Raw genomic sequence first — 21,674 nt, forward strand, 5'->3', positions numbered from 1 at the left:
GAGACGCCGTGCGGATCAGGCTGACCGATATCGAAACGATCGAGGCGTCGATGTCGCTTTCGCGAGGTGGTGAGGGCGGGGGTGATGTCGCGGCCGGTGCCGGTGCCGGTGCCGGTGCCGAGGATGACGTCGATGCCAATGCCGAGGTCGATGCCGATGCCAACGCCAACGCCGATGCCAACGCCGATGCCGATGCCGATGCCGATGCCGATGCCGATGCCGATGCCGACGCCGACGCCGAGGGCAAGGGCGATGTCGGGGGTGATGCCAATGCCGATACCGACAGCGCCTCGCCCTGGCCCGTGCGGATCGATACCGGCTGGCGCTGCCTGTCGACGCCGGCCGGTGCGTTCGCCGCGCCGTCGATGCTGCCCGCCGACGGCGACTGGCTCGCCGCCGCCGTGCCCGGCACGGTGGCCGGCGCGTGGCGGGCGGCCGGGCGGCTCGACATCGAGCACGCCCCGGCCTTCGCCTACGACGATCACTGGTTTCGCGTCGCGCTGCCCGGCGACGGCACGCGGCGGCTGCGCCTGCACGGCCTCGCGACGATCGCCGAGGTCTGGCTCGACGATACGAAACAGCTCGACAGCGATTCGATGTTCGTCGCGCACGATCTCGACGTGAGCCTGCATGCGGCCAGCGTGCTGACGCTGTGCTTCCGTTCGCTGGCGGGCGCGCTGGCCGCGAAGCGCGGCCGCGCGCGCTGGCGGCCGCGCCTCGCGTCGCCGCCAAGCCTGCGCGCGGTGCGCACCACGCTGCTCGGGCACATGCCGGGCTGGTGCCCGACCGTGCAGGCGGCGGGGCCGTGGCGCGCGGTGGAGTTGCTGGCCGCCACACCGGACGCGATCGAGCACGTCGATTGCACGACGCGCCTCGACGGCGACGACGGCATCGTGTCGGTCACGATCCGCTTTCTCGATGCGCGGGCGAAGCACACCTTGCGCGCCCGCCTGCGCTGCGGCGATCACCTCACCGATCTGAGCTGGGACGACGCCGGCCACGCGCGCGGCGAACTGCGCATCGCACGCGTCGAGAAATGGTGGCCGCATACACACGGCACGCCCGCACTGCACGCGCTGACGCTAGAACTGAGCACACGCGACGGCGCAGCACCACGCACGCATCCGCTCGGCGAAGTCGGCTTCCGCACCCTCGACGTCGATCGCGGCGCCGACGGCCGTGGCTTCGCGCTGCGCGTGAACGGCGTGCCGGTGTTCTGTCGCGGCGCATGCTGGACCAGCGCCGATCTCGTCACGCTGACAGGCGAGCCGCACGCGCTCGCGCGCAGCTTCGCGCTGGCGCGCGACGCCGGCCTCAATCTGCTGCGCGTGGGCGGCACCATGCTGTACGAATCGGATGCGTTCTTCGAGATCGCGGACCGCACCGGCGTGCTGATCTGGCATGACTTCGCGTTCGCCAATTTCGACTATCCGGCCGATGCCGCGTTCGTCGCCTCGGTCGAGCGCGAGGCCACGCAGTTCCTCGCTCGCACGCGCCGCTTCGCGTCGCTGGCCGTGCTGTGCGGCGGCAGCGAAGTCGATCAGCAGGCCGCGATGTTCGGCCTGCCCGAAGCCCTGCGCACGCAGGCGCTGTTCACGTCGCAACTGGCCGGCATCGCCGCACGCGAACGCGGCGATGCCGTCTACGTGACGAACTCGCCGTCGGGCGGCGCGTGGCCGTTCTCGACCGATGAAGGCATCACGCATTACTACGGCGTGGGCGCCTATCTGCGCCCGCTCGACGACGCGCGCCGCGCCAACGTGCGCTTCGCCGGCGAATGCCTTGCATTCGCGAACGTGCCCGACGACGTGGCGCTCGACGCGCTCGGCACGCATCAGGCGCACGACCCGCGCTGGAAACGCGCCGTGCCGCGCGACCCCGGCGCGGGCTGGGATTTCGACGACGTGCGCGACCACTATCTGCGTACGCTCTACGACGTCGATCCCGCGCGCCTGCGCTACGAGGATTCACCGCGCTATCTGGATCTGTCGCGCGCGGTGGTGGCCGACGTCATGCGCGAGGTGTTCGCCGAGTGGCGGCGCGCCGGTTCGGCGTGCGGCGGCGGCATCGTGTGGCAATGGCAGGACCTGCGTATCGGCGCGGGCTGGGGCGTGATCGATGCGCACGGCGCACCGAAAAGCGCCTACCACGGGCTGGCGCAAGCCTGGCAGCCGGTGCAGCTCGCGATCACCGACGAAGGCCTGAACGGGCTCGATCTGCATCTGATCAACGAGCGCGCCGAGCCGATCGCCGCGCGTCTCGATCTGGTGTGCCTGCGCGACGGCGCGGTGACGGTAGCGTCGGCGCAATGCGAGATCGAACTGCCCGCGCGCAGCACGCAGCGCGTGTCGGCCGCGCAGTGCCTCGGGCAGTTCTTCGATTTCACGCACGCCTACCGGTTCGGCCCGCGCGCGCACGACGTGACCCTCGCCAGCCTGCGCGCGCGCGACACCGGCGCGCTGCTCGCCGAGGCGTTCCATCTGCCCGACCGCTCGGCCCGCGAGCGTCACGATCTCGGGCTGACGGTGGCGCTGGAACGGTCCGCCGACGGCTGGCAGTTGCGCATCGAAGCGCAACGTTTCGCGCGCTTCGTGCAGGTGGCGGACCGTCACTATCGCGCCGTGCTCGACGGGTTTCATCTCGCGCCGCGCGAGCCGGTGGTGGTGCCGCTGGTGCCGCGACATCCCGGCAGCATCGATATCGATGCGCTGCCGAAGCCGGCCGGCGAGATTCGCGCGATCAACGCGTACGCGCCGGTTTTCTACGATTGAGCCCGGCGCGCACGACGCACCGTATTTTTGATATGGCGCACGATTTCCGTATAATCCAGGCTGGTTAGCGGTAACACCGCAACCGTTTGATCCAGCATCAATCGTTCAAATGCGTCTGGCGGCGCGTCGTGTTTTCAGCGGCGCCGCAGGAGCATGTCCAATGTTCCGGTCCTGCAGGCAGCAGGCTGGAATGTCGTCTGCAAAGCAGGCGGTGAAGAGCCAGGGGAGACACTGGCACCTTCTCCGAAGTGCGGCTCTAGATCGTGCGTAACCCCTTCGAATCGTCGAAGACTCGTCATGGCATCGTGCCGCGACGAATCGGAACCGGTTCTAACGAGGACGGCCAAGCCATGAATCCGACTCTCCACAAACGCTTGCGCGAATAGCGTCGCCGCGTCCACTCCGCTTTGCATGCCGGCTCACATGCCGATCCGCATGCCGAGGCGGACGCCCTCACCTTCGATTCGCAGTCGCCTGACGTCGCTTCGCGCGACCTCGCGCTGCGCTGCCGGACCTCGCGCACCAGTGCTGTTCGCCTGGCCGGGTCCGCACGCCCGTGCTCGTCATCGCGCGTCCCCGACGCCGACCGAGTGTGGTTCTGCTCGTCCGCGTTTTTCGAACGAGCGCTGACACACCAACACGGAGTCACGACTCACATGTCTACCGACAATCAGAATATTTCCGTCGCGCAACGCGACGCCACACGCATCGCCTACACCACACGCTCCGGCTCACGCGACATCTTCGAGCGGATCGGCCTGCCCAAATCGCTCGCGGTCGGCTTTCTCGGCCTGTTGCTGTTCATGATCGGCGACGGCGTCGAAGCCGGTTATCTCGCCCCCTTCCTCGGCAGCCACGGCGTCTCGAACGACAAGGTCGCGCTGCTGTTCACGGTGTACGGCGTCACCGTGTCGATTTCCTCGTGGCTGTCGGGCGCGCTGTCCGATCTCTGGGGGCCGAAACGCGTCATGGCCGTGGGCCTCGCCATCTGGATGGTGTTCGAGGTGCTGTTCCTGAGCTTCGGCGTGCAGACCCACAGCTACCCGATCATGCTGGTCGCCTATGCGATCCGCGGGCTCGGCTATCCGCTGTTCGCGTTCGGCTTCCTGGTGTGGATCGCGGCGGCCACGCCGTCGCGTCAGATGGGTTCGGCCGTGGGCTGGTTCTGGTTCGCGTTCGCCGCCGGCCTGCCGACGCTCGGCTCGCTGTTCGCCGCGTTCGCGATTCCCGCCATCGGCCAGGTGCCGACGTTCTGGGCCTCGCTCGGCCTCGTCACGCTCGGCGGCGCGATCACGCTGCTGTTCTGCCGCGACAAGGCCGGCAGCGAACGGCTGGCCCCCCACGGCACGCACCCGCTGAAGGTGGTGTTCGGCAGCGTCACGATTCTCTGGCGCGAGCCGAAGATCATGATGGCCGGCGTGGTGCGCGCCATCAACACCTCGTCGGAATATGCGTTCCTGGTGATCATGCCGGCGTTCTTCACGAAGGTGATCGGCCTGACGCTCGAGGATTGGCTGCATCTGCTGTCGATCATTTTCCTGAGCAACATCGTCTTCAACCTGGCCTCGGGGATGGTGGCCGACCGCATCGGCTATCGGCGCGTGATCGGCTTCGCGGGCGGCGTGGGCTCGGCGATCACCGTGCCGCTGATGTACTACATGCCGCTGCTGTTCAAGGGCGATTTCGCGATGATCTCGCTGTTCGGCGTGCTGTACGGCGCGACGCTCGCGTGCTTCGTGCCGCTGTCGGGGCTCGTGCCGCAACTGTGCCCGAAGGAGAAGGGGCCGGCGCTGTCGATCCTGGGTTTGGGCGCGGGCATCAGCGTGTGGCTGGGGCCGCTGGTGGTGACGCTGTTTCGCAGCCGCGTCGGCATCGAGGGCGTGATCTGGATCTTCTCCGGCATGTACGTGCTATCGGCGGTGCTGACGTACTTCCTCGCGGTCTCCGACGAGGCCAAGGCCTACGCGGAAGAGCACCCCGACGCCGAAGGCACGTTCTCGCTCGGCCACTGAACGCAAAACGGGGCGGCCGCGCGATGGCGGGCCGCCCCGTGGTTCAGGCCGGATTCGACTTCAGTCGAAGCGCCCGGTGCGCGCCATTTCCATCAGGCGCGCGACGCGCTCCTCGGTGGCCGGGTGGGTGCTGAACAGGTTGGCGATCGAACCGCCGGCCAGCGGGTTCATGATCATCATCTGCGCCGTGGCCGGGTGCGCCTCGGCGGTCTGGAACGGAATGCCCGAGGCGTAGCGGTGGATCTTGTCGAGCGCCGTGGCCAGCGCCTGCGGATCGCCCGAGATTTGCGCGCCGCCGCGATCGGCCTCGAATTCGCGCGCGCGCGAAATCGCCATCTGGATCAGCGCACCGGCGATCGGCGCGAGCAGCGCCACCGCAATGCCGGCGATCGGGTTGGTCGAACGGCCGTTTTCGTCGCGGCCGCCGAAGAACATCGCGAAGTTCGCGATCGCCGAGATCGCGCCGGCCATGGTGGCCGAGATCGTCGAGATCAGGATGTCGCGATGCTTGACGTGCGCCAGCTCGTGCGCCATCACGCCGCGCATTTCGCGCTCGGACAGCACCCGCAGGATGCCGGTGGTGGCCGCCACGGCCGCATGTTCGGGATTGCGGCCGGTGGCGAACGCGTTCGGCGCGGCTTCGTCGATCAGGTAGACGCGCGGCATCGGCAGATTCGCGCGCGTGGCCAGCTCACGCACCATGCGGTAGAACTGCGGCGCGGTGGTTTCGTCCACTTCCTGCGCGTTGTACATGCGCAGGACCATCTTGTCCGAGAACCAGTACGAAAAGAAATTCATGCCCAACGCGAACAGCAACGCGATCACCATCCCGCGCGACCCGCCGATCGCGCCGCCGATCGCGATGAACAGGGCCGTGATCGCGGCCATCAGCATTGCCGTCTTGACCCAATTGAACATAGTCGACTCCTTGACCGAAATCCTGTCCCACGGCATCTCAAAATGTGCCGCCGGACGATTGTAAGCGATTCGTTAGATAGGGACGCGCCGGAAAAATTCAATCCCCGCAACGACGGCGCGCATCAGCACGCGCCGTGATGCATCAGCGCTGGGTCGCCACCGCGAGCCGCAGGCCGAGGCCGACGAACGCGCTGCCCACCACGCGATCGAGCCACACCTTCACGGCCGAATTGCCGGCCAGCCGGCGCGTGACGCTGCCGGCCACCCACGCCACGATCACGCTCCAGATCAGGCCCTGCAACGAGAACACGCCGCCGAGCGCGAGAAACGCGAGCGTCTTGTGCGCGCTGTCGGCGGCGACGAATTGCGGGAAGAACGAGATGAAGAACAGCACCACCTTCGGATTGAGCACGTTGGTGGCGACGCCCTGCACGTAAAGCTGGCGCAAGGAGCGAGCCGGCGCGGCGGCGGGCGCTTCGGCTGCGGACTGCGCCGTGGGCGCTTCCGGCCGGGCCAGCAGCAGCTTGACGCCTAGATAGATCAGATAAGCCGCGCCCGCGTACTTGACCACCGTAAACGCCATCGGCGAAGCGGCGATCAACGCGGTCAGCCCGAACGCGCAGGCCAGCGTGTGGACCAGGCAGCCGGTGCCGATCCCGAGCGCCGAAACGATGCCCGCGCCACGGCCCTGCGCGACGCTGCGCCCGACGATATAGGCAGTATCGGGGCCGGGCGTGATGTTCAACAGGAACGCGGCGAGCAGGAACACGCCGAAATGAGTGATGCCGAGCATGGGGAGAATCGAGGCAGCGAACGGGGGTGAATCATTCTACGCGCGTCGCAGGAGCGGCAGCGCAGGTTTGAAACGCCGCATCGCCTGAACGGCGATCGCTTCCGATCGATCGGCAAACCACGAAAAACATCGAAAAACGGTGCGAAACCGTACCGAAACGGGGAAAACGGCGTGATATGCGTGCTGTCTCAATCCTGAGACGGCACGCTGCCGCCGCCCGCGCGCTCGATGCGGCGGCTCAACCCGCCTCGGGCAGCGCGAAACGCTGTCCGGCCGCAAGCGGCGCGCCGGCCAGGAACTCGCGTGCGGGCAGGCGCTTGCCGCCCGGCTTCTGCCACTGCGTGACGCGCAACGCGCCGCTGCCGCAGGCGATCACGACGCCGTCGGCGCCCGCTTCGACGATCGTGCCTGGCTCGGCCGTGGCATGTGCTTCGACAGCCTCGGCCGCCCACAGCTTGAGCACGGTGCCGTCGAGCGTGCCCGCGCCGCCCGGAAACGGGTCGAACGCGCGAATCCGCCGCGCCAGCGTGGCGGCCGGCTCGCGCCAGTCGAGTGCGGCCTCGTGCTTGCCGATCTTCTCGGCATACGTGATGCCGTCGGCCGGCTGCGGCGTCGACGCGAGCGCGCCGTCGCGTTCGAGCTGCACGAGCGCCTCGACGATCAGCTTCGCGCCGAGCGCCGCGAGCGTGTCGTGCAGCGAGGCCGTGGTGTCGCCGGCAGCGATCGCCGTGCGCGCTTCGGACAGCATCGCGCCGGTATCGAGCCCGACATCCATCTGCATCAGCGTGACGCCGGTTTCGGTGTCGCCCGATTCGATCGCACGATGAATGGGCGCCGCGCCGCGCCAGCGCGGCAGCAGCGATGCGTGGATGTTGATGCAGCCGTGGCGCGGTATATCGAGCACCTCCTGCGGCAGCAGCAGGCCGTAGGCGGCCACCACCATCACGTCGTGCGGCGTGGCGTTCAGCGTGTCGACGGCGGCGGCCGCCTCGGCCGGGAACTTGCCGTTGCGGCGCAGCGACGGCGGCTGCGCGACAGGCAGGCCGTGATCGAGCGCATAGCGCTTGACCGCGCTGGCCTGCAGCTTCATGCCGCGGCCGGCCGGGCGATCGGGCTGGGTCAGCACCAGCGGCACCGGGAAGCCGGCCTCGTGGATCGCGGCCAGCGCCGAAGCAGCGAATTCCGGCGTGCCGGCAAAGACGACGCGCAACGAATGAGTCATGGGGGATCGGTCGGTCACGCGCGTCACATCTCGCGTTCGAGTTTCTTCATCTTCGACTTGATGCGGTTCTGCTTGAGCGGCGACAGGTACTGCACGAACACGCGGCCGAGCAGGTGATCCATCTCGTGCTGAATGCAGACCGCCAGCAAGCCTTCGCATTCGAGCTCGAACGCGTTCCCGTCGCGATCGAGCGCCCGCACGCGCACGTGATCGGGCCGCTCCACTTCGTCGTAGACACCCGGCACCGACAGGCAGCCTTCCTCGTAGACCTGCTTGTCGTCGCTCGACCAGATGATCTCGGGATTGATGAAGACCTGCAGTGCGTTCTTGTCTTCCGAGGTGTCCATCACGATCACGCGCTCGTGCACGTCGACCTGGGTGGCCGCGAGGCCGATGCCCGGTGCGTCGTACATGGTTTCGGCCATGTCGTCGACGAGCCGGCGGATGCGGTCGTTGACCTCCGCGACCGGCTTGGCCACCTTGTGCAGCCGTTTGTCGGGGTAATGCAGGATGTTCAGAAGCGCCATGATGTTCGTTTCGAAAAGCGGTTGGGGCGGGCGGCTCGGCCATTCGGCCGACTGGCCGGGCCGTCGCGATACCCGGAAGATGAGGCTCCGAGTCGCGCGGAATGCCTCGCGCAGCCCAACGCCGCGGGCGGGTGCGCGCGATCGCTCTGTTTATTTCGGATGGCGAAAATTTTAACATGGCGGCCTGCGCATCGCTGGCCGCGGCTCGGGCGGCGGCCATGAACCCCGCGCCGCTCAACCGCCAAACGCTTGGCGCGTGGCTGCATCTGGCCTCCGCGCCCGGCCTGACGACCGCCGCCGGCGAGGCGTTGCTGCGCGCGTTCGATTCGATCGATGCGCTGTTCGGCGCCGATCATGCCGCGCTGGCGGCGATTGCCGGCGAGGCCGCCGCGCAGGCGGTGCTGGCGCCGCGCCGCCAGCCCGACGACGCACTCGACGCCGTGCTCGACTGGCTGGCCCGCTCCGGCGGGCACGTGATCACGCGCCACGATCCGGCCTATCCGCCCCGGCTCGCCACGCTCTACGATCCGCCGCCGCTGCTATATGTAAAGGGCGATCCCGCGCGGTTGCACCGGCGCGGCGTGGCCATCGTCGGCAGCCGGCTCGGCACGGCGCAGGGGCGCATCGATGCGGTCCACTTCGCGCGGGTGCTGGCCGATGCGGGGCTGGTCGTCGTCTCGGGCCTGGCGCGCGGCATCGATGCCGCCGCGCATCGCGGCGCGCTCGGCGGCGCGGCCGGCACCGTCGCGGTGGTCGGCACGGGGCTCGATCGCGTCTATCCGGCCGCGCATCATGCATTGGCGCACGAGATCGTCGAACACGGCGCGCTGCTGTCCGAATGGTCGCTCGGCACGCCGGCTCGCGCCGCGAACTTCCCGCAGCGCAACCGGCTGATCGCCGCGCTCTGCGACGGCGTGCTGGTGGTGGAAGCCGCGCCGCGCTCGGGCTCGTTGATCACGGCGCGCGTGGCCAATGAAATGGGGCGCGACGTGTTCGCGATCCCCGGCTCGATCCATGCGCCGCTCGCGCGCGGTTGCCATGCGCTGATCCGCGACGGTGCGAAGCTCGTCGAAACGCCGGCCGACGTGCTCGAAGAGTTTGGCATCGAGGTAGCAGGCGACGCCGCGGCGCCGCCCCGCGAGTTGAAACCGCCTCGGCGTGCACGGCGCTCTGCCGGGGCGACGCCCGAGCCCGACGCGTCCGGCCCGCCGAACCGCTCGGCCGCCGCACGTCCGCCCGAACCGCTGCCGGCCGCCGCGCTCGCCATCCTCGAGGCGCTCGGCCACGGCCCCGTGCCGGCCGATCTGCTCGCAGCACGCTCCGGCGTCAGCGCAAGCCGCCTGCCGCACCTGCTGTTGCAGCTCGAACTGGCCGGTCGCGTGGCCAGCCTGCCCGGCGACCGTTTCCAGCGCCTCGACGCGCCAGCCGCCGCCGATGCAGCCGCCGCGCCGTTTGCCCGCCCCGTGCTACATTCCGGCGACAGGGCGCAGTCCGCGCCATCGTCACCGAGCAAGGAACCGCAATGCCCGCGCTGAATCTCGACACCGACGCCGATCGGATCGCCGAGCGCCTCCGCAACCCCGAAGCGCTGCTCGTCGCCTGCCTGTGCGCCGAATGGTGCGGCACCTGCCGCGATTACGACGCGGTGTTCGAGCGGCTCGCCGCCGCCCATCCCGAAGCCTGTTTCGTCTGGATCGACATCGAGACGCACGCCGATCGCCTCGACGATTTCGACGTCGAGAACTTCCCGACCCTGCTGATCGAGGATGCGAACGCCGTGCGCTTTTTCGGCACGGTGTTGCCGCATGGCGGTATCGTGGAACGAATGCTGACCGACCTGACGGCCATCCCCGGTGTCGCCCACGCGCCGAAATTGCGCAATCTGCTCGACGTTGCCGTCTGACCCCGAAATTTTCGTCCGGCGCCCGACATCGGCCGTCGATGCCCGCCCCGCCTGGGATTTCGGCGGGCTTGCGGGTGTATCGGCCCCCACTTATGATGACCCGCTTTTGACACGAGCCGGGTGTCGACCCTGCGCCGTGTGCTATAAAGCCGACGTAAAAGGGCCGTCATTCGGCCCATCCGGTCTCTCCAACCCACTCGAGTCATGTCCAAAGCACTGATCATTGCGGAAAAGCCCTCTGTCGCGAACGACATCGCGCGCGCCCTGGGCGGCTTTACCAAGCATGACGAATATTTCGAAAACGACGACTTCGTCCTGTCGTCCGCGGTCGGCCACCTGCTCGAAATCGCCGCGCCCGAGGAATACGAGGTCAAGCGAGGCAAGTGGAGCTTCGCGCATCTGCCCGTCATTCCGCCGCATTTCGACCTGAATCCGATCGCCAAGAGCGAATCGCGGTTGAAGGTGCTGACCAAGCTGATCAAGCGCAAGGACATCGACCGTCTCATCAACGCATGCGACGCGGGGCGCGAAGGCGAGCTGATTTTCCGCCTGATCGCGCAGCACGCGAAAGCCAAGCAGCCGGTCCAGCGCCTCTGGCTCCAGTCGATGACGCCGGCCGCGATCCGCGACGGCTTCGTCAAGCTGCGCTCCGACGAAGACATGCAACCGCTCGCCGATGCGGCGCGCTGCCGTTCCGAAGCGGATTGGCTGGTCGGCATCAACGGCACGCGGGCCATGACCGCGTTCAACAGCAAGGGCGGCGGCTTCTTCCTGACCACCGTCGGCCGGGTGCAGACGCCCACGCTGTCGATCGTCGTCGAGCGCGAGGAGAAGATCCGTCAATTCGTGTCGCGCGATTACTGGGAAGTGCGCGCCGAATTCGTCTGCGCCGGGGGCTTCTACGAAGGCCGCTGGTACGACCCGAAGTTCAAGCGCGACGAGCACGATCCCGAGAAGCGCGATTCGCGCCTCTGGAGCCTGCCGGCCGCCGACACCATCGTGGCGGCCTGCCGTGGGCAGATCGGCTCGGTCAACGAGGAATCGAAGCCGTCCACGCAGCTCTCGCCGCTGCTGTACGACCTGACCAGCCTGCAGCGCGAGGCCAACAGCCGGTTCGGCTTCTCGGCCAAGAACACGCTCGGCCTGGCGCAGGCGCTGTATGAAAAGCACAAGGTGCTGACCTACCCGCGTACCGACGCGCGCGCGCTGCCGGAGGATTACCTCGACACCGTGAGCCAGACGCTCGAGATGCTGAAGGAAAGCAACAACTACCTGCCGCACGCCAAGCAGGTGCTCGACAAGGGCTGGGTCAAGCCGAACAAGCGGATCTTCGACAATTCGAAGATCAGCGATCACTTCGCCATCATCCCGACCCTGCTGGCGCCGAAGGCGCTGTCCGAGCCGGAGCAGAAGCTCTACGACCTGGTGGTCAAGCGCTTCCTCGCCGTGTTTTTCCCGGCGGCCGAGTACAAGGTCACCACGCGCATCACCGAAGTGGCCGGCCATCACTTCAAGACCGAAGGCAAGGTGCTGGTCGAGCCGGGCTGGCTGCAGGTCTATGGCCGCGACGCCGAAGGCGCCGACGCCAACCTCGTGCCGGTGCAGAAGGACGAGAAGGTCAAGACCGACAAGATCGCGCCGCACGCGCTCGTGACCAAGCCGCCCGCACGCTATTCGGAAGCCACCCTGCTGTCCGCCATGGAAGGCGCGGGCAAGCTGGTCGGCGACGACGAGCTGCGCGAGGCGATGGCCAACAAGGGCCTCGGCACGCCGGCCACGCGCGCGGCGATCATCGAAGGCCTGCTCGGCGAAAAGTACCTCGTGCGCGAAGGCCGCGAACTGATCCCGACCGCCAAGGCGTTCCAGCTGACCACGCTGCTGCGCGGGCTCGGCGTGAAGGAACTGACCGCACCGGAACTGACCGGCGAGTGGGAATACAAGCTGTCGCAGATGGAACGCGGCAACCTGCCGCGCGATGCGTTCATGCAGGAAATCGCCCGCATGACGCAAACCATCGTCAAGCGCGCCAAGGAATACGATTCGGACACGATCCCCGGCGACTACGCGACGCTGGAAACGCCGTGCCCGAATTGCGGCGGTCAGGTGAAGGAAAACTATCGCCGTTTCGCCTGCACGCAGTGCGAATTCTCGATCTCGAAGATCCCGGGCAGCCGTCAGTTCGAAATCCCCGAAGTCGAGGAATTGCTCCAGAAAAAGACGATCGGGCCGCTGTCGGGCTTCCGCAGCAAGATGGGCCGGCCGTTCTCGGCCATTCTCAAGCTGTCGTTCGACGAAGACACGAAGAACTACAAGCTCGAGTTCGATTTCGGCCAGGATCAGGGCGGCGAGGATGGCGAAGCGCCCGATTTCTCGGCGCAGGAGCCGGTGGGCGCCTGCCCGAAGTGCGGGGGCCGCGTGTTCGAGCACGGCATGAGCTTCATCTGCGAAAACTCGGTCGCCAATCCGAAAACCTGCGACTTCCGTTCGGGCAAGGTGATCCTGCAACAGGAAATCGCGCGCGAGCAGATGGCCAAGCTGCTGACCGACGGCCGGACCGATCTGCTGCCGAACTTCAAGTCGTCGCGCACGGGCCGCAACTTCAAGGCGTTCCTCGTCAAGCAACCGGACGGCAAGATCGGCTTCGAGTTCGAGAAGAAGGAGCCGAAGCCGGGCGCCGCCGCGAAGAAGGCCGCAGCCAAGACGTCCTCGGCCGCCGCCGCGAACGAGGACGGTGACGATACGGCCGCCGTTGCCGCACCGGCCAAGAAGGTTGCCGCCAAGAAAGCGCCGGCAGCGAAGAAGGCACCCGCAGCCAAGAAGGTCGCCGCGAAGAAGGCGCCGGCTCGCAAGACCGCGTCGTCTTGATGTGGTAGCGCCGCGGTCTCGCCCACCCGGGCGGACCGCGGCGCCCGAATGAAAAAGCGCGCTGTCCTGACGGACAGCGCGCTTTTTTACTTGCTGCGCCTCGAAATCAGAGCGGCGACGGCGCAGTGGTGCGCGGACGGCTCTTCGGCAGCGGCGCCGGCATCGACGGGCCGGCCGGCGAGCGTTGCAGGCCTTGCAGCGCAGGCGCGCCTTCCGACGGCGGCTGCAAGCCGCTATTGACGCCCCATTGCTCCCCCAGCGCGGTGTCCGGCATCTGGCTGAAGTGCTCGACGAGGTGATCGATGAAGGTGCGAACCTTGGCCGGCAGGTGACGGCGGCTCGGGTAGGCGACGTTGATTTCGATCTGCGGCAGGCGATAGTCGGGCAGCAGGCGCACCAGCTTGCCGCGCGCCGTGTCGCCACCGATCAGGTAGCTCGGCAGCATCGCCACGCCCATGCCGAGCAGCGCGAACTGGCGCAGCATTTCGGTGTTGTTCGCGACGATCACGTTGGTCGGCCGCACGCGCACTTCGCCGTCCGGCCCCGTGAATACGCGCTCGTCGCCCCAGTATTCGGCGGGCAGGCTCAGCGACGGGTGTTCCATCAGGTGCTCCGGATGCGTCGGCGTGCCGTGCTTTTCCAGATAGGCCGGCGTCGCGCACACCGTCATGCAGCCGGTGGTGAGCCGCCGCGTGACGATGCTCGCACTGCGCATCTGCCGCGCGATCACCACCCCGACATCGAAACCTTCCTCGACCAGATCGACCTGCCGGTCGACCAGCGTGAGATCGGGAATCACCTTGGGATAGCGCTGGGTGTAGCTTTGCAGCACCGGCGCGAGGTTGTGCAGCCCGAACACCACCGGCGCGACGATGCGCAGCGTGCCGACCGGCTCGTGGTTGCGCGCCACGACCATCTGCTCGACGTCTTCCAGCTCATCGAGAATCTGGCGGGCGCGTTCGAGATAGACCTGGCCGGATTCGGTCAGGGAAAGGCTGCGCGTCGTCCGGTTCAACAGACGGGTGCCGAGCCGCCCCTCCAGATCGGCAACGTGGCGCGTGGCCACGGCATTCGAGATATCCATCGCGGTGGCCGCTCGCGCGAAGCTGCCCAGATCCGCTACCTTGACGAACACTCGCATCGACTGCAGATGATCCATAACCACTCCCGCCGCTGTGCTTTACAGCTTCAAAATTGTGTAGCAAATGCGTAATTCTCCTACGACAGCGAATTTGGTGCAGAGTTGCCATCGGAGTGCGGGATTTCGACAAAAAATGTTCGATTAAGGGGCACCTTACATTGAGATTCATCTAATTATTCTGATTCCGGAAACAATTCGCCGCGAACAAGCCGATTCGCGCGTCCGAGTCAACGGTCGCGCGCGGCCTATCCGGAGCGTCGCCGCACCGCCGCCCCGTAACAAGCTGTTAAAAAGAGATACACCTGGCCGGCGCGCGTCATAAGATCATGACGGCCCGCCCCCGTTCGGGCCGCCGGCCTGCCACACAGCCATGGCGGTGCCCGGCGCATCCCGCTTTCCGTGCCGTTCTCGACTACTTCATGAAAATAGCCATCCTCGACGACTATCAGGACGCCGTCCGCAAGCTCAATTGTTTCGAGTTGCTCGCCGACCACGAGGTCAAGGTCTTCAACAACACGGTGCGCGGCCTCGGCCAGCTCGCCAGCCGGCTCACCGAGGTCGAAGCGCTCGTCCTGATCCGCGAGCGCACTCACGTCACCTCGCAACTGCTGTCGAAGCTGCCGCATCTGCGCATGATCAGCCAGACGGGCAAGGCATCGAGCCATATCGACATCGACGCCTGCACCGAGCGCGGCATCGCCGTGCTCGAAGGCACCGGTTCGCCGGTCGCGCCGGCAGAACTGACCTGGGCGCTGATCATGGCCGCCCAGCGCCGCATTCCGCAGTACGTCGCCAACCTCAAGCAGGGCGCCTGGCAACAGTCGGGGCTCAAGACCTCGGCAATGCCGCCCAACTTCGGCCTCGGCCAGGTACTGCGCGGCCAGACGCTCGGCATCTGGGGCTACGGCAAGATCGGCCAGATGATCGCCGGCTACGGCAAGGCATTCGGCATGAACGTGCTGGTCTGGGGCCGCGAGCCTTCGCTCGAACGCGCGCGCGCCGACGGGCACACCGCCGCCGACAGTCGCGAAGCGTTCTTCGAACAAGCCGACATCCTGACGCTGCACATGCGCCTGAACGACGAGACGCGCGGCATCGTCAAGCAGGACGACCTGATGCGGATGAAGCCCACTTCGCTGCTCGTCAACACGAGCCGCGCCGAGCTGCTGGAGGAAAGCGCGCTCGTCAATGCGCTCGCGCAGAACCGGCCCGGCATGGTGGCCATGGACGTATTCGAAAGCGAGCCGATCCTGCAGGGCTACAGCCTGCTGCGCATGGAAAACGTGATCTGCACGCCGCATATCGGCTATGTCGAACGCGAGAGCTACGAGCTGTATTTCGGCGCCGCATTCCGCAATATCCTCGCGTTCGATTCGGGCGACATGTCGAGCGTGGCCAATCCCGATGCGCTGGTTGGCGGGCGGAATCGGCGTTGATTTGGCGTTGATTTGGCGTTGATTTGGCGTTGATTTGGCGTTGATGCGGGATTGATCGGCGCGGGCGGGTGCTTCCTTTTGTGAATCGGGAAGCGCCGCGCGCCACGGGCTCTGGCGCCGAGCGGCGGATTTGTTGCCGGGCGCTCAGGACGCCACGGCCACCGGCTGTGCCATCTGCTCGCGTTCGCGCACCATCGCCGCGACGAACTGCTCGCCATCGCGGCGGCCGAGATCGTAGGCGTGCTGCATCTGGCCCGGGCTCGTGTAATCCCAACTCGAAATCGGCACCTTGACCGACGGCTGCACGTAGAGCCGCGTCTGTTCGCCGTGCGCGACCGTGAACCTTTGCGGGCGCGGATAGCGGCGCGTCACCATCACCAGCACCTTGCCCGGCGCGGGATCGAGCGCGCCCACCGGCACGTTGTCGACCATCCCGCCATCGAGCACCGGCCGCCCCGCGCGGCGCAGCACCGGCGTAAACGGCGGCGTGCACGACGACTGCAGGATCAGGTCGGCCAGCTCGTCGACATCCGCGCAGGCCTGGGCCCGCACGAATTCCGGCCGGAAGCCGAGCGACTGGCCGAGCGTGGGATGCAGCGTCTTGCGAACGTATTTCTCGATGTTGTAGGCCACCAGGCCAGCCGCCACCGCGCTGCGCGCACCGAGCCAACGCGGCACGTGCGAGACGCCGATGCGGATTTCGGGCGCGTCGCCCAGGCGCGCGAACGGCTCGCCGTAGATGTCGACCAGCGCCTGGCGGTAGATGCGGTAATGCGGAAACACCGGCTTGCCGCGCAACAGGTTGCCCCAGTAGGCGTTTTTCGTGTTGTCGCGCAGCGCCTCGCGGTAATAGCGCATGACCCATTGCGAATCGCGCGTGTAGAGCATGCACGCCGTGGCCGCGCCGGCCGAGATGCCGGTGATCACGCGCGGACGGATCGCCAGCGCCGGTTGCGCGATGTCCCAGAAGCCCGCCTGCCACCAGCAGCGGTTGCCGCCACCGGCGAATACCACTTGATCGAACATCGCGGGGGCTCCTTGTTTGGTGAACCGTGCCGGGGGCCGGCTGCGGCGAGGGTGAATGGCCGATTGGCCCTGGGCTTGGCCCCTGCCTGTCTGCCGGGCGTCATGATAGCGGAGCCGCTGCGGGCGGGTCGCGTAGGCCTTGGGCCAAGCGAGGCGCTTTTTTGAAGAAAAAGCGAGAAAGGGGTAGACAAGCCCCAAAAGCTTGGGCATAATCTTTCTTCTGTTGGGGGCGTTAGCTCAGTTGGTAGAGCAGCGGACTCTTAATCCGTAGGTCGAGTGTTCGAGTCACTCACGCCCCACCAAGCATTTGGAAGCCCGGTCAGCGAAAGCTGACCGGGCTTTTTGCTTTGGTGGCCTTCACCCGGCACAGCATTGATCCAATGCCTGCAGCCCCCCTCACTCCCATTCCGCCACCCCGCCGTGGCGCGAGCAGGTGCCCGACCGATGTCGGCTGAAGCTGTACGTGCCGTCGCCGCAACGCGCGCTCGCACCGGCCGGCGCGCGCCCGTTGCGCGAATGCGCCGGCGAGTGCACGGCCTGGCCGTCGCGGTTCGTGTAATGACGATGCTCGCGCAGTTGCGATTCGTCGGGATCGGGTTGGTAGGCGAAGGCCGGCGCGGCCAGCACGCCGAGCAGGATCGCAATCAGGCATCGTTTCATCGTGGTCCCCCGGGCCGGTTCGGCCGCTTTTTGTCGGTGCCGTCTGCGCATCCGGCAAAGCAATCCGGTGAATCATGCGAACGCGGCTGTCGCACTTTACCGCGACTCGCGGCACGCGCCATTCGACAATGAGGAACGCTGCGCGCCGGACGGCGCAAGGACGATGCAGCCTGCGATCCACAGGCATGCCGATCGTTGCAAACGCAACGATCGGCCCAACTCGATTCAACTCAGTTCAAACGCTGAAGCGGTTCAGCGTATAAGCGCGATAAGCGGCCACGAACGCATCGAACGATCCGCCGTCCTTGCCTTCCAGCTCGGCCTGCTCGGCCAGTGACTTGTCGGCCAGTGCTCGCGCCGCGGCGGCCGCTTCGCCATCGAGCGGCCGCGCACGGAAGTACTCGGCATGCGCCGCGCTTTGCCGGCGCGCGAAATCGAGGAACGATTCGCCGCGCTCGCGCATCTCGCGCAACACACGCGCCGACGGCGTCTGCTCGGGATCGTCGAGCTTCACGCGCTGCGCGGCCACGGCACGCACGTGTGCATCGTCGCCGCGGATCTCGTCGAGCACGCGCGCCGCGATCTCGATCTTCGCGAACTCGTCCTCGGCCCAGTCGCGCATCGTCACGGCCACACCGTCGCGCACCAGTTCGAGCCCCGGCTTGCGCCCTTCCATCGTCACGCGGCCGAAGTTCGCATTGGCTTCGCGATAGGCATCGCATTCGAGCGGCGCGCTGTCGTCGAGCGCGCACACCAGCAGGTAGGCATCCATGAAGCGCGCGGTATCGATGGCGATGCCGGTCGGCTCGAACGGATCGATATCAAGGCAGCGCACCTCGATGTACTGCACGCCGCGCGACGCGAGCGCATGCAGCGGCCGCTCGCCCGAATAGGTGACGCGCTTCGGACGGATCGTCGAGTAGAACTCGTTCTCGATCTGCAGCACGTTGGTGTTGAGCTGGATCCACTCGCCGTCGCGATGCGTGCCGATCGCCTCATAGGCCGGATACGGCTCGCTGACGGCCTTGGACAACGCATCGAGATAGCCGTCGAGCGAGTTGTAATCGGCCACCAGTGCCGACTGCGCCGTGGTGTTCGAATAGCCGAGATCGCTCATCCGCAGGCTGGTGGCGTACGGGCGATACAGCGTGGTCGCATCGAACGCCTCGAGCGCGCTCTCGCGCCCGCGCAGGAACGCCTTGTCGAGCGCCGGCGACGCGCCGAACAGGTACATCAGCAGCCAACTGGTGCGGCGGAAATTGCGGATCTGCGCGAGATAGCGCGCCGATTGATAATCGACCGGCGCGGCGGCCGACTGCGCATGCTCGCGCAAACGCAGCCAGATATCCTCGTGCAGCGAGTAGTTGTAGTGAATGCCCGCGATGCACTGCATCGTGCGGCCGTAGCGATACGCGAGGCCGCGGCGGTAGATGGTCTTCAGGCGGCCGATGTTCGAGCTGCCGTATTCGGCGATCGGAATTTGATCGTCGGCCGGCAGCGTGCCGGGCATCGATTCGTTCCAGAGCATCTCGTCGCCGAGCGCGGCGTACGCCTCGCGATGCAGCGTGTCGAGGCTCGCCAGCGTGATCGCCACATCGGGTTCGGCCGGCGTGATCAGCTCGATCAGCGCCTCGGAATAATCGGTCGTGAGCGCGGGATGCGTGAGCGCGGAACCGAGCGCGCGCGGATGCGGCGTCATCGCGATCATGCCGTCGCGCGTCACGCGCAGGCTTTCCTTTTCAATACCGCGCAGGCCGTCGACCAGACGTTCGCGCGTCGGCCCGGAAGCCAGCACGGCGAGACGTTGCTGCAGCAAGTCGGTGTGGCTGGAAGTCATCTTGTTCGACATGGATGCTCGGAAGCAGGCATGGCGGTTTGCTGCCACGCGCACCGCCCGCCGGGATTGACGGTAGCGGGCACTTTAACATCTCGCCGACACGCCCGCTTGAGCCCACCCCGATTCCCGGCACAGCCAAGCCTGGCTTGCCTTCCAGCGCCCTCAGCCGCCGCGCGCGCCGCCCGCCCGGTCGGCAATTTCGTTCCAGAGATGCATGGCCGCATAGGCACGCCACGGGCGCCATGCGTCGCTGCGCCGCCGCTGGCTCGACGGCCGGTCGAGCGACGGATCGCGCGCGACGATCGACTGCATCAGCACGAGATCGGTGGCGGGCCACGCGTCCGGGTCGCGCCAGGCGCGCATCGCGATGTATTCGACCGTCCACGGGCCGATGCCGGGCAGCGCGAGCAGCGCCGCACGGCGTTGCGTCAAATCGGCCGTGCCGGCGGCGAGGTCGATCGGCGCCTCGCCGGTGGACACCGCGTGCGCCGTGCCCTGCAGCGCGGCGATCCGCTTGCCGGGCATGCCGATCCGGTCGAGATCGCAGGCGGCCAGCGCGGCCGGCTCGGGAAAGCGCCAGCCGACAGCCGGATGCGGCGGTGCGGCAAGCGGCTCGCCGGCGCGCTGCACCAATCGTCCGATGATCGTGGTCGCGGCCTTCACGCTGACCTGCTGGCCGACGATCGCGCGCACGACAAGCTCGAACGCGGACCACGCGCCCGGCACGCGCAAGCCTGGCGCTGCCGCGACCAGCGGCGCGAACCACGCGTCGCGCGCCAGATGCGCGCCGATCTCGGCCGGGTCGGCCCGCACGTCGAAGACGGTGGCCAAGCGGGCCGCGAGCGCGTCGTCCGCACACAATGCAGCGGTGCCCTCGATCGTCGCAACAAGGCAGCGGCGCGTGGGATGACGGCGCACGCTCAACACGCCGCTCGCGCCGCGATAGTCGATCGCGCGCAGATACGCGCCGTCGGCGACGGTCTCGACGCCGGGGATCGCGCGCCCGGCCAGGAAACGCAACAGGCGCGGCCAGTCGTACGGCGGCCGGAACGGCAACGCGATCTCGACGCGCGCGGCATCGCCCGCGGCCACGCCTGCAACGCTGGGCCCGCCTATGGCGAGCAGCGCTGAGGCGGAGGCGGATGCAGCCGCGGCGCGACGCGTCATGCGGCGTCGTCGAGCGACAGCGCGGCCGGCTCGCCGGACGCCTGCCGCGCCTCGGCCGCGAGCAGCGCCGCCTTGCGCGCGGTGCCCCAGCGATAGCCGGTCAGCGCACCGTCCTTGTGGATCACGCGGTGGCACGGGATCGCGAGCGCCACCGGGTTCGACGCACAAGCGCTCGCCACGGCCCGCACCGCACGCGGCGAACCGACCGCCTCGGCGATCTGCGTATAGCTGCGCGTCTGGCCATACGGAATCTGCTGCAGGGCTTCCCAGACGCGCTGCTGGAACGCCGTCGCGCTGATGTCGAGCGGCAACGTCATGCGCTCCTGCGTGCCGTGCAGGTAGGCATCGATCTCGCTCAGGAACGGCGCCAGACGCTCCGGCGCGGCAACGCATTCGGCGTTCGCGAAACTCGTGCGCAGATCGTCGACGAGCGGCGCTATCGCGTCGCCAAACGCAATCCGGCAGATGCCGCGCGAGGTGGCCGCCACCAGCACCTGGCCGAGCGACGTGGGCGCGGTGGCGTACTCGATGCGCAGCCCCGCGCCCTTGCGCCGGAACACCGACGGCGCCATGCCGAGCTCGCGCGGCACCGCCTCGTACACACGCGACGACGACTGATACCCGGCATCGACCGCCGCACGCGTGACCGGCGCACCGCTTTCGAGCGCATCGCGCAGTGCGGCGCCACGGCGTGCCGCCTGATATTGACGCGGCGTCACGCCCACCACCCGCTTGAACAGGCGCTGCAAATGAAACGGGCTCACATGCACGGCCGCGCTCAACTCGGCCAGCGTCGCGCGATCGCTCGCGTCGAGCACGGCGCAGGCGCGTTGCACGATCTCCACTTCGCGCGGCGCGCGTTCGGGCTGACAGCGCTTGCAGGGTCGGAAGCCCGCTTCGCGCGCCGCTGCCGGCGCGTCGAAAAACGCCACGTTCTCGCGACGCGGCATGCGCGACGCGCAGCTCGGACGGCAGAACACGCCGGTCGTGCGGACTGCGTAGAAAAACACGCCGTCGGCCCCGGCATCACGCGCGACGAGGGCGGTCCAGCGGGATTCGTCGGTCGGATACTTGGAAGACATGATCGCCTCGCGAAAACAGTGAGAACGGTATGCACTCTACGTGGCACGCCCTGCGCTGCCTGCCGGAAACTTGCGCTGTCATTCGGCAGAACTAACGGGGTGCGACCGGATGCAGCGCCGCGCCACACCGCACGTCAATTAAGCGAGAACTACACCCAAATTCGCAGCCCTTTGCCGCAGCGCGCGAAACAGCCGAAACGCTGCGACACATTGACTCCGTAACGATATTTTGCAATCGAATTATTGCGACGCACCATCGGCCTGTGTATAGTTGGAACTGTCTCCTCCATGTCTCCTCCTGATATGGATTAAGC

Annotated in this window: 16 protein-coding genes and 1 tRNA gene; 7 read left to right on the forward strand and 10 right to left on the reverse strand. The window is 67.4% G+C overall.

Translation table 11 applies throughout. The features are described from left to right. Positions 1–8 precede the first annotated feature (8 nt). The gene (locus tag AB4850_RS32210; RefSeq protein WP_414443441.1) at positions 9–2,771 is read left to right on the forward strand and encodes a glycosyl hydrolase 2 galactose-binding domain-containing protein; all 2,763 of its coding nucleotides are present in this window, start codon (positions 9–11) and stop codon (positions 2,769–2,771) included. Positions 2,772–3,427: 656 nt separating this feature from the next. Then, complete coding sequence (locus tag AB4850_RS32215) at positions 3,428–4,783, forward strand: MFS transporter (protein ID WP_414443442.1); 1,356 nt, start codon at positions 3,428–3,430, stop codon at positions 4,781–4,783. A 60-nt stretch (positions 4,784–4,843) separates the two neighbouring features. Here the strand turns inward: AB4850_RS32215 and htpX are convergent, their stop codons facing one another. From htpX to def, 4 genes are all read right to left on the reverse strand, one after another. Beyond that, positions 4,844–5,701 carry a zinc metalloprotease HtpX gene (htpX, locus tag AB4850_RS32220; RefSeq protein ID WP_414443443.1) on the reverse strand — a complete coding sequence of 286 codons (858 nt, stop codon included), beginning with the start codon at positions 5,699–5,701 and terminating at the stop codon, positions 4,844–4,846. Between the two features lie 142 nt (positions 5,702–5,843). Further along, the gene (locus tag AB4850_RS32225; RefSeq protein ID WP_414443444.1) at positions 5,844–6,494 is read right to left on the reverse strand and encodes a LysE family translocator; all 651 of its coding nucleotides are present in this window, start codon (positions 6,492–6,494) and stop codon (positions 5,844–5,846) included. 238 nt (positions 6,495–6,732) lie between these two features. Beyond that, the gene (gene fmt / locus AB4850_RS32230) at positions 6,733–7,716 is read right to left on the reverse strand and encodes a methionyl-tRNA formyltransferase (protein ID WP_414443445.1); all 984 of its coding nucleotides are present in this window, start codon (positions 7,714–7,716) and stop codon (positions 6,733–6,735) included. A gap of 23 nt (positions 7,717–7,739) precedes the next feature. Further along, positions 7,740–8,243 (reverse strand): peptide deformylase, encoded by a 504-nt coding sequence (gene def, locus AB4850_RS32235; RefSeq protein ID WP_414443446.1) that lies wholly within the window; start codon positions 8,241–8,243, stop codon positions 7,740–7,742. A gap of 218 nt (positions 8,244–8,461) precedes the next feature. On the opposite strand from def, the gene dprA reads away from it, so the two are divergent. The 3 genes from dprA to AB4850_RS32250 all read left to right on the forward strand — a co-directional run bounded on the left by dprA (position 8,462) and on the right by AB4850_RS32250 (position 13,011). Beyond that, positions 8,462–9,778: a DNA-processing protein DprA gene (gene dprA / locus AB4850_RS32240; protein WP_414445675.1), complete on the forward strand. Its 1,317-nt coding sequence runs from the start codon at positions 8,462–8,464 to the stop codon at positions 9,776–9,778. Beyond that, positions 9,766–10,146: a thioredoxin family protein gene (locus AB4850_RS32245; protein ID WP_414443447.1), complete on the forward strand. Its 381-nt coding sequence runs from the start codon at positions 9,766–9,768 to the stop codon at positions 10,144–10,146. The genes dprA and AB4850_RS32245 overlap by 13 nt, the downstream gene beginning before the upstream one ends. Before the next feature lie 204 nt (positions 10,147–10,350). After that, the gene (locus AB4850_RS32250) at positions 10,351–13,011 is read left to right on the forward strand and encodes a DNA topoisomerase III (RefSeq protein ID WP_414443448.1); all 2,661 of its coding nucleotides are present in this window, start codon (positions 10,351–10,353) and stop codon (positions 13,009–13,011) included. A gap of 106 nt (positions 13,012–13,117) precedes the next feature. On the opposite strand, the gene AB4850_RS32255 is transcribed toward AB4850_RS32250, so the two are convergent. Next, positions 13,118–14,170, reverse strand: coding sequence for a LysR family transcriptional regulator (locus AB4850_RS32255; RefSeq protein WP_414443449.1), 1,053 nt, complete (start codon positions 14,168–14,170; stop codon positions 13,118–13,120). A 401-nt stretch (positions 14,171–14,571) separates the two neighbouring features. On the opposite strand from AB4850_RS32255, the gene AB4850_RS32260 reads away from it, so the two are divergent. Beyond that, positions 14,572–15,588 carry a D-2-hydroxyacid dehydrogenase family protein gene (locus tag AB4850_RS32260; RefSeq protein ID WP_414443450.1) on the forward strand — a complete coding sequence of 339 codons (1,017 nt, stop codon included), beginning with the start codon at positions 14,572–14,574 and terminating at the stop codon, positions 15,586–15,588. Positions 15,589–15,732: 144 nt separating this feature from the next. Here AB4850_RS32260 and AB4850_RS32265 read toward each other — a convergent pair whose 3' ends face one another. Beyond that, positions 15,733–16,614 carry a patatin-like phospholipase family protein gene (locus AB4850_RS32265; protein WP_414443451.1) on the reverse strand — a complete coding sequence of 294 codons (882 nt, stop codon included), beginning with the start codon at positions 16,612–16,614 and terminating at the stop codon, positions 15,733–15,735. A gap of 226 nt (positions 16,615–16,840) precedes the next feature. On the opposite strand from AB4850_RS32265, the gene AB4850_RS32270 reads away from it, so the two are divergent. Then, a tRNA-Lys gene (locus AB4850_RS32270) sits at positions 16,841–16,916 on the forward strand. 94 nt (positions 16,917–17,010) lie between these two features. On the opposite strand, the gene AB4850_RS32275 is transcribed toward AB4850_RS32270, so the two are convergent. The 4 genes from AB4850_RS32275 to ada form a co-directional block, all read right to left on the reverse strand. Beyond that, entirely contained in the window at positions 17,011–17,274 is a 264-nt protein-coding gene (locus AB4850_RS32275; RefSeq protein WP_414443452.1) for a DUF3761 domain-containing protein, read from the reverse strand. Between the two features lie 235 nt (positions 17,275–17,509). Further along, positions 17,510–19,123 carry a glutamate--cysteine ligase gene (gshA, locus tag AB4850_RS32280; RefSeq protein WP_414443453.1) on the reverse strand — a complete coding sequence of 538 codons (1,614 nt, stop codon included), beginning with the start codon at positions 19,121–19,123 and terminating at the stop codon, positions 17,510–17,512. Positions 19,124–19,273: 150 nt separating this feature from the next. Beyond that, the gene (locus AB4850_RS32285) at positions 19,274–20,278 is read right to left on the reverse strand and encodes a DNA-3-methyladenine glycosylase family protein (RefSeq protein ID WP_414443454.1); all 1,005 of its coding nucleotides are present in this window, start codon (positions 20,276–20,278) and stop codon (positions 19,274–19,276) included. Continuing rightward, positions 20,275–21,363, reverse strand: coding sequence for a bifunctional DNA-binding transcriptional regulator/O6-methylguanine-DNA methyltransferase Ada (ada, locus tag AB4850_RS32290; RefSeq protein ID WP_414445676.1), 1,089 nt, complete (start codon positions 21,361–21,363; stop codon positions 20,275–20,277). Before ada ends, AB4850_RS32285 begins: the two co-directional genes overlap by 4 nt. Positions 21,364–21,674 lie beyond the last annotated feature (311 nt).

Source organism: Burkholderia sp. 22PA0106, assembly GCF_047497155.1.
In the GTDB taxonomy this organism is placed as follows: domain Bacteria; phylum Pseudomonadota; class Gammaproteobacteria; order Burkholderiales; family Burkholderiaceae; genus Burkholderia.

Coding starts and splice junctions, on each gene's coding strand:
- AB4850_RS32255 (WP_414443449.1), bottom strand. CDS start 14,170: ATGGATCATCTGCAGTCGATGCGAGTGTTCGTCAAGGTAGCGGATCTG.
- gshA (WP_414443453.1), bottom strand. CDS start 19,123: ATGTCGAACAAGATGACTTCCAGCCACACCGACTTGCTGCAGCAACGT.
- def (WP_414443446.1), bottom strand. CDS start 8,243: ATGGCGCTTCTGAACATCCTGCATTACCCCGACAAACGGCTGCACAAG.
- AB4850_RS32285 (WP_414443454.1), bottom strand. CDS start 20,278: ATGACGCGTCGCGCCGCGGCTGCATCCGCCTCCGCCTCAGCGCTGCTC.
- AB4850_RS32275 (WP_414443452.1), bottom strand. CDS start 17,274: ATGAAACGATGCCTGATTGCGATCCTGCTCGGCGTGCTGGCCGCGCCG.
- fmt (WP_414443445.1), bottom strand. CDS start 7,716: ATGACTCATTCGTTGCGCGTCGTCTTTGCCGGCACGCCGGAATTCGCT.
- AB4850_RS32215 (WP_414443442.1), top strand. CDS start 3,428: ATGTCTACCGACAATCAGAATATTTCCGTCGCGCAACGCGACGCCACA.
- AB4850_RS32260 (WP_414443450.1), top strand. CDS start 14,572: ATGAAAATAGCCATCCTCGACGACTATCAGGACGCCGTCCGCAAGCTC.
- htpX (WP_414443443.1), bottom strand. CDS start 5,701: ATGTTCAATTGGGTCAAGACGGCAATGCTGATGGCCGCGATCACGGCC.
- dprA (WP_414445675.1), top strand. CDS start 8,462: ATGAACCCCGCGCCGCTCAACCGCCAAACGCTTGGCGCGTGGCTGCAT.
- AB4850_RS32225 (WP_414443444.1), bottom strand. CDS start 6,494: ATGCTCGGCATCACTCATTTCGGCGTGTTCCTGCTCGCCGCGTTCCTG.
- AB4850_RS32245 (WP_414443447.1), top strand. CDS start 9,766: ATGCCCGCGCTGAATCTCGACACCGACGCCGATCGGATCGCCGAGCGC.
- AB4850_RS32250 (WP_414443448.1), top strand. CDS start 10,351: ATGTCCAAAGCACTGATCATTGCGGAAAAGCCCTCTGTCGCGAACGAC.
- AB4850_RS32265 (WP_414443451.1), bottom strand. CDS start 16,614: ATGTTCGATCAAGTGGTATTCGCCGGTGGCGGCAACCGCTGCTGGTGG.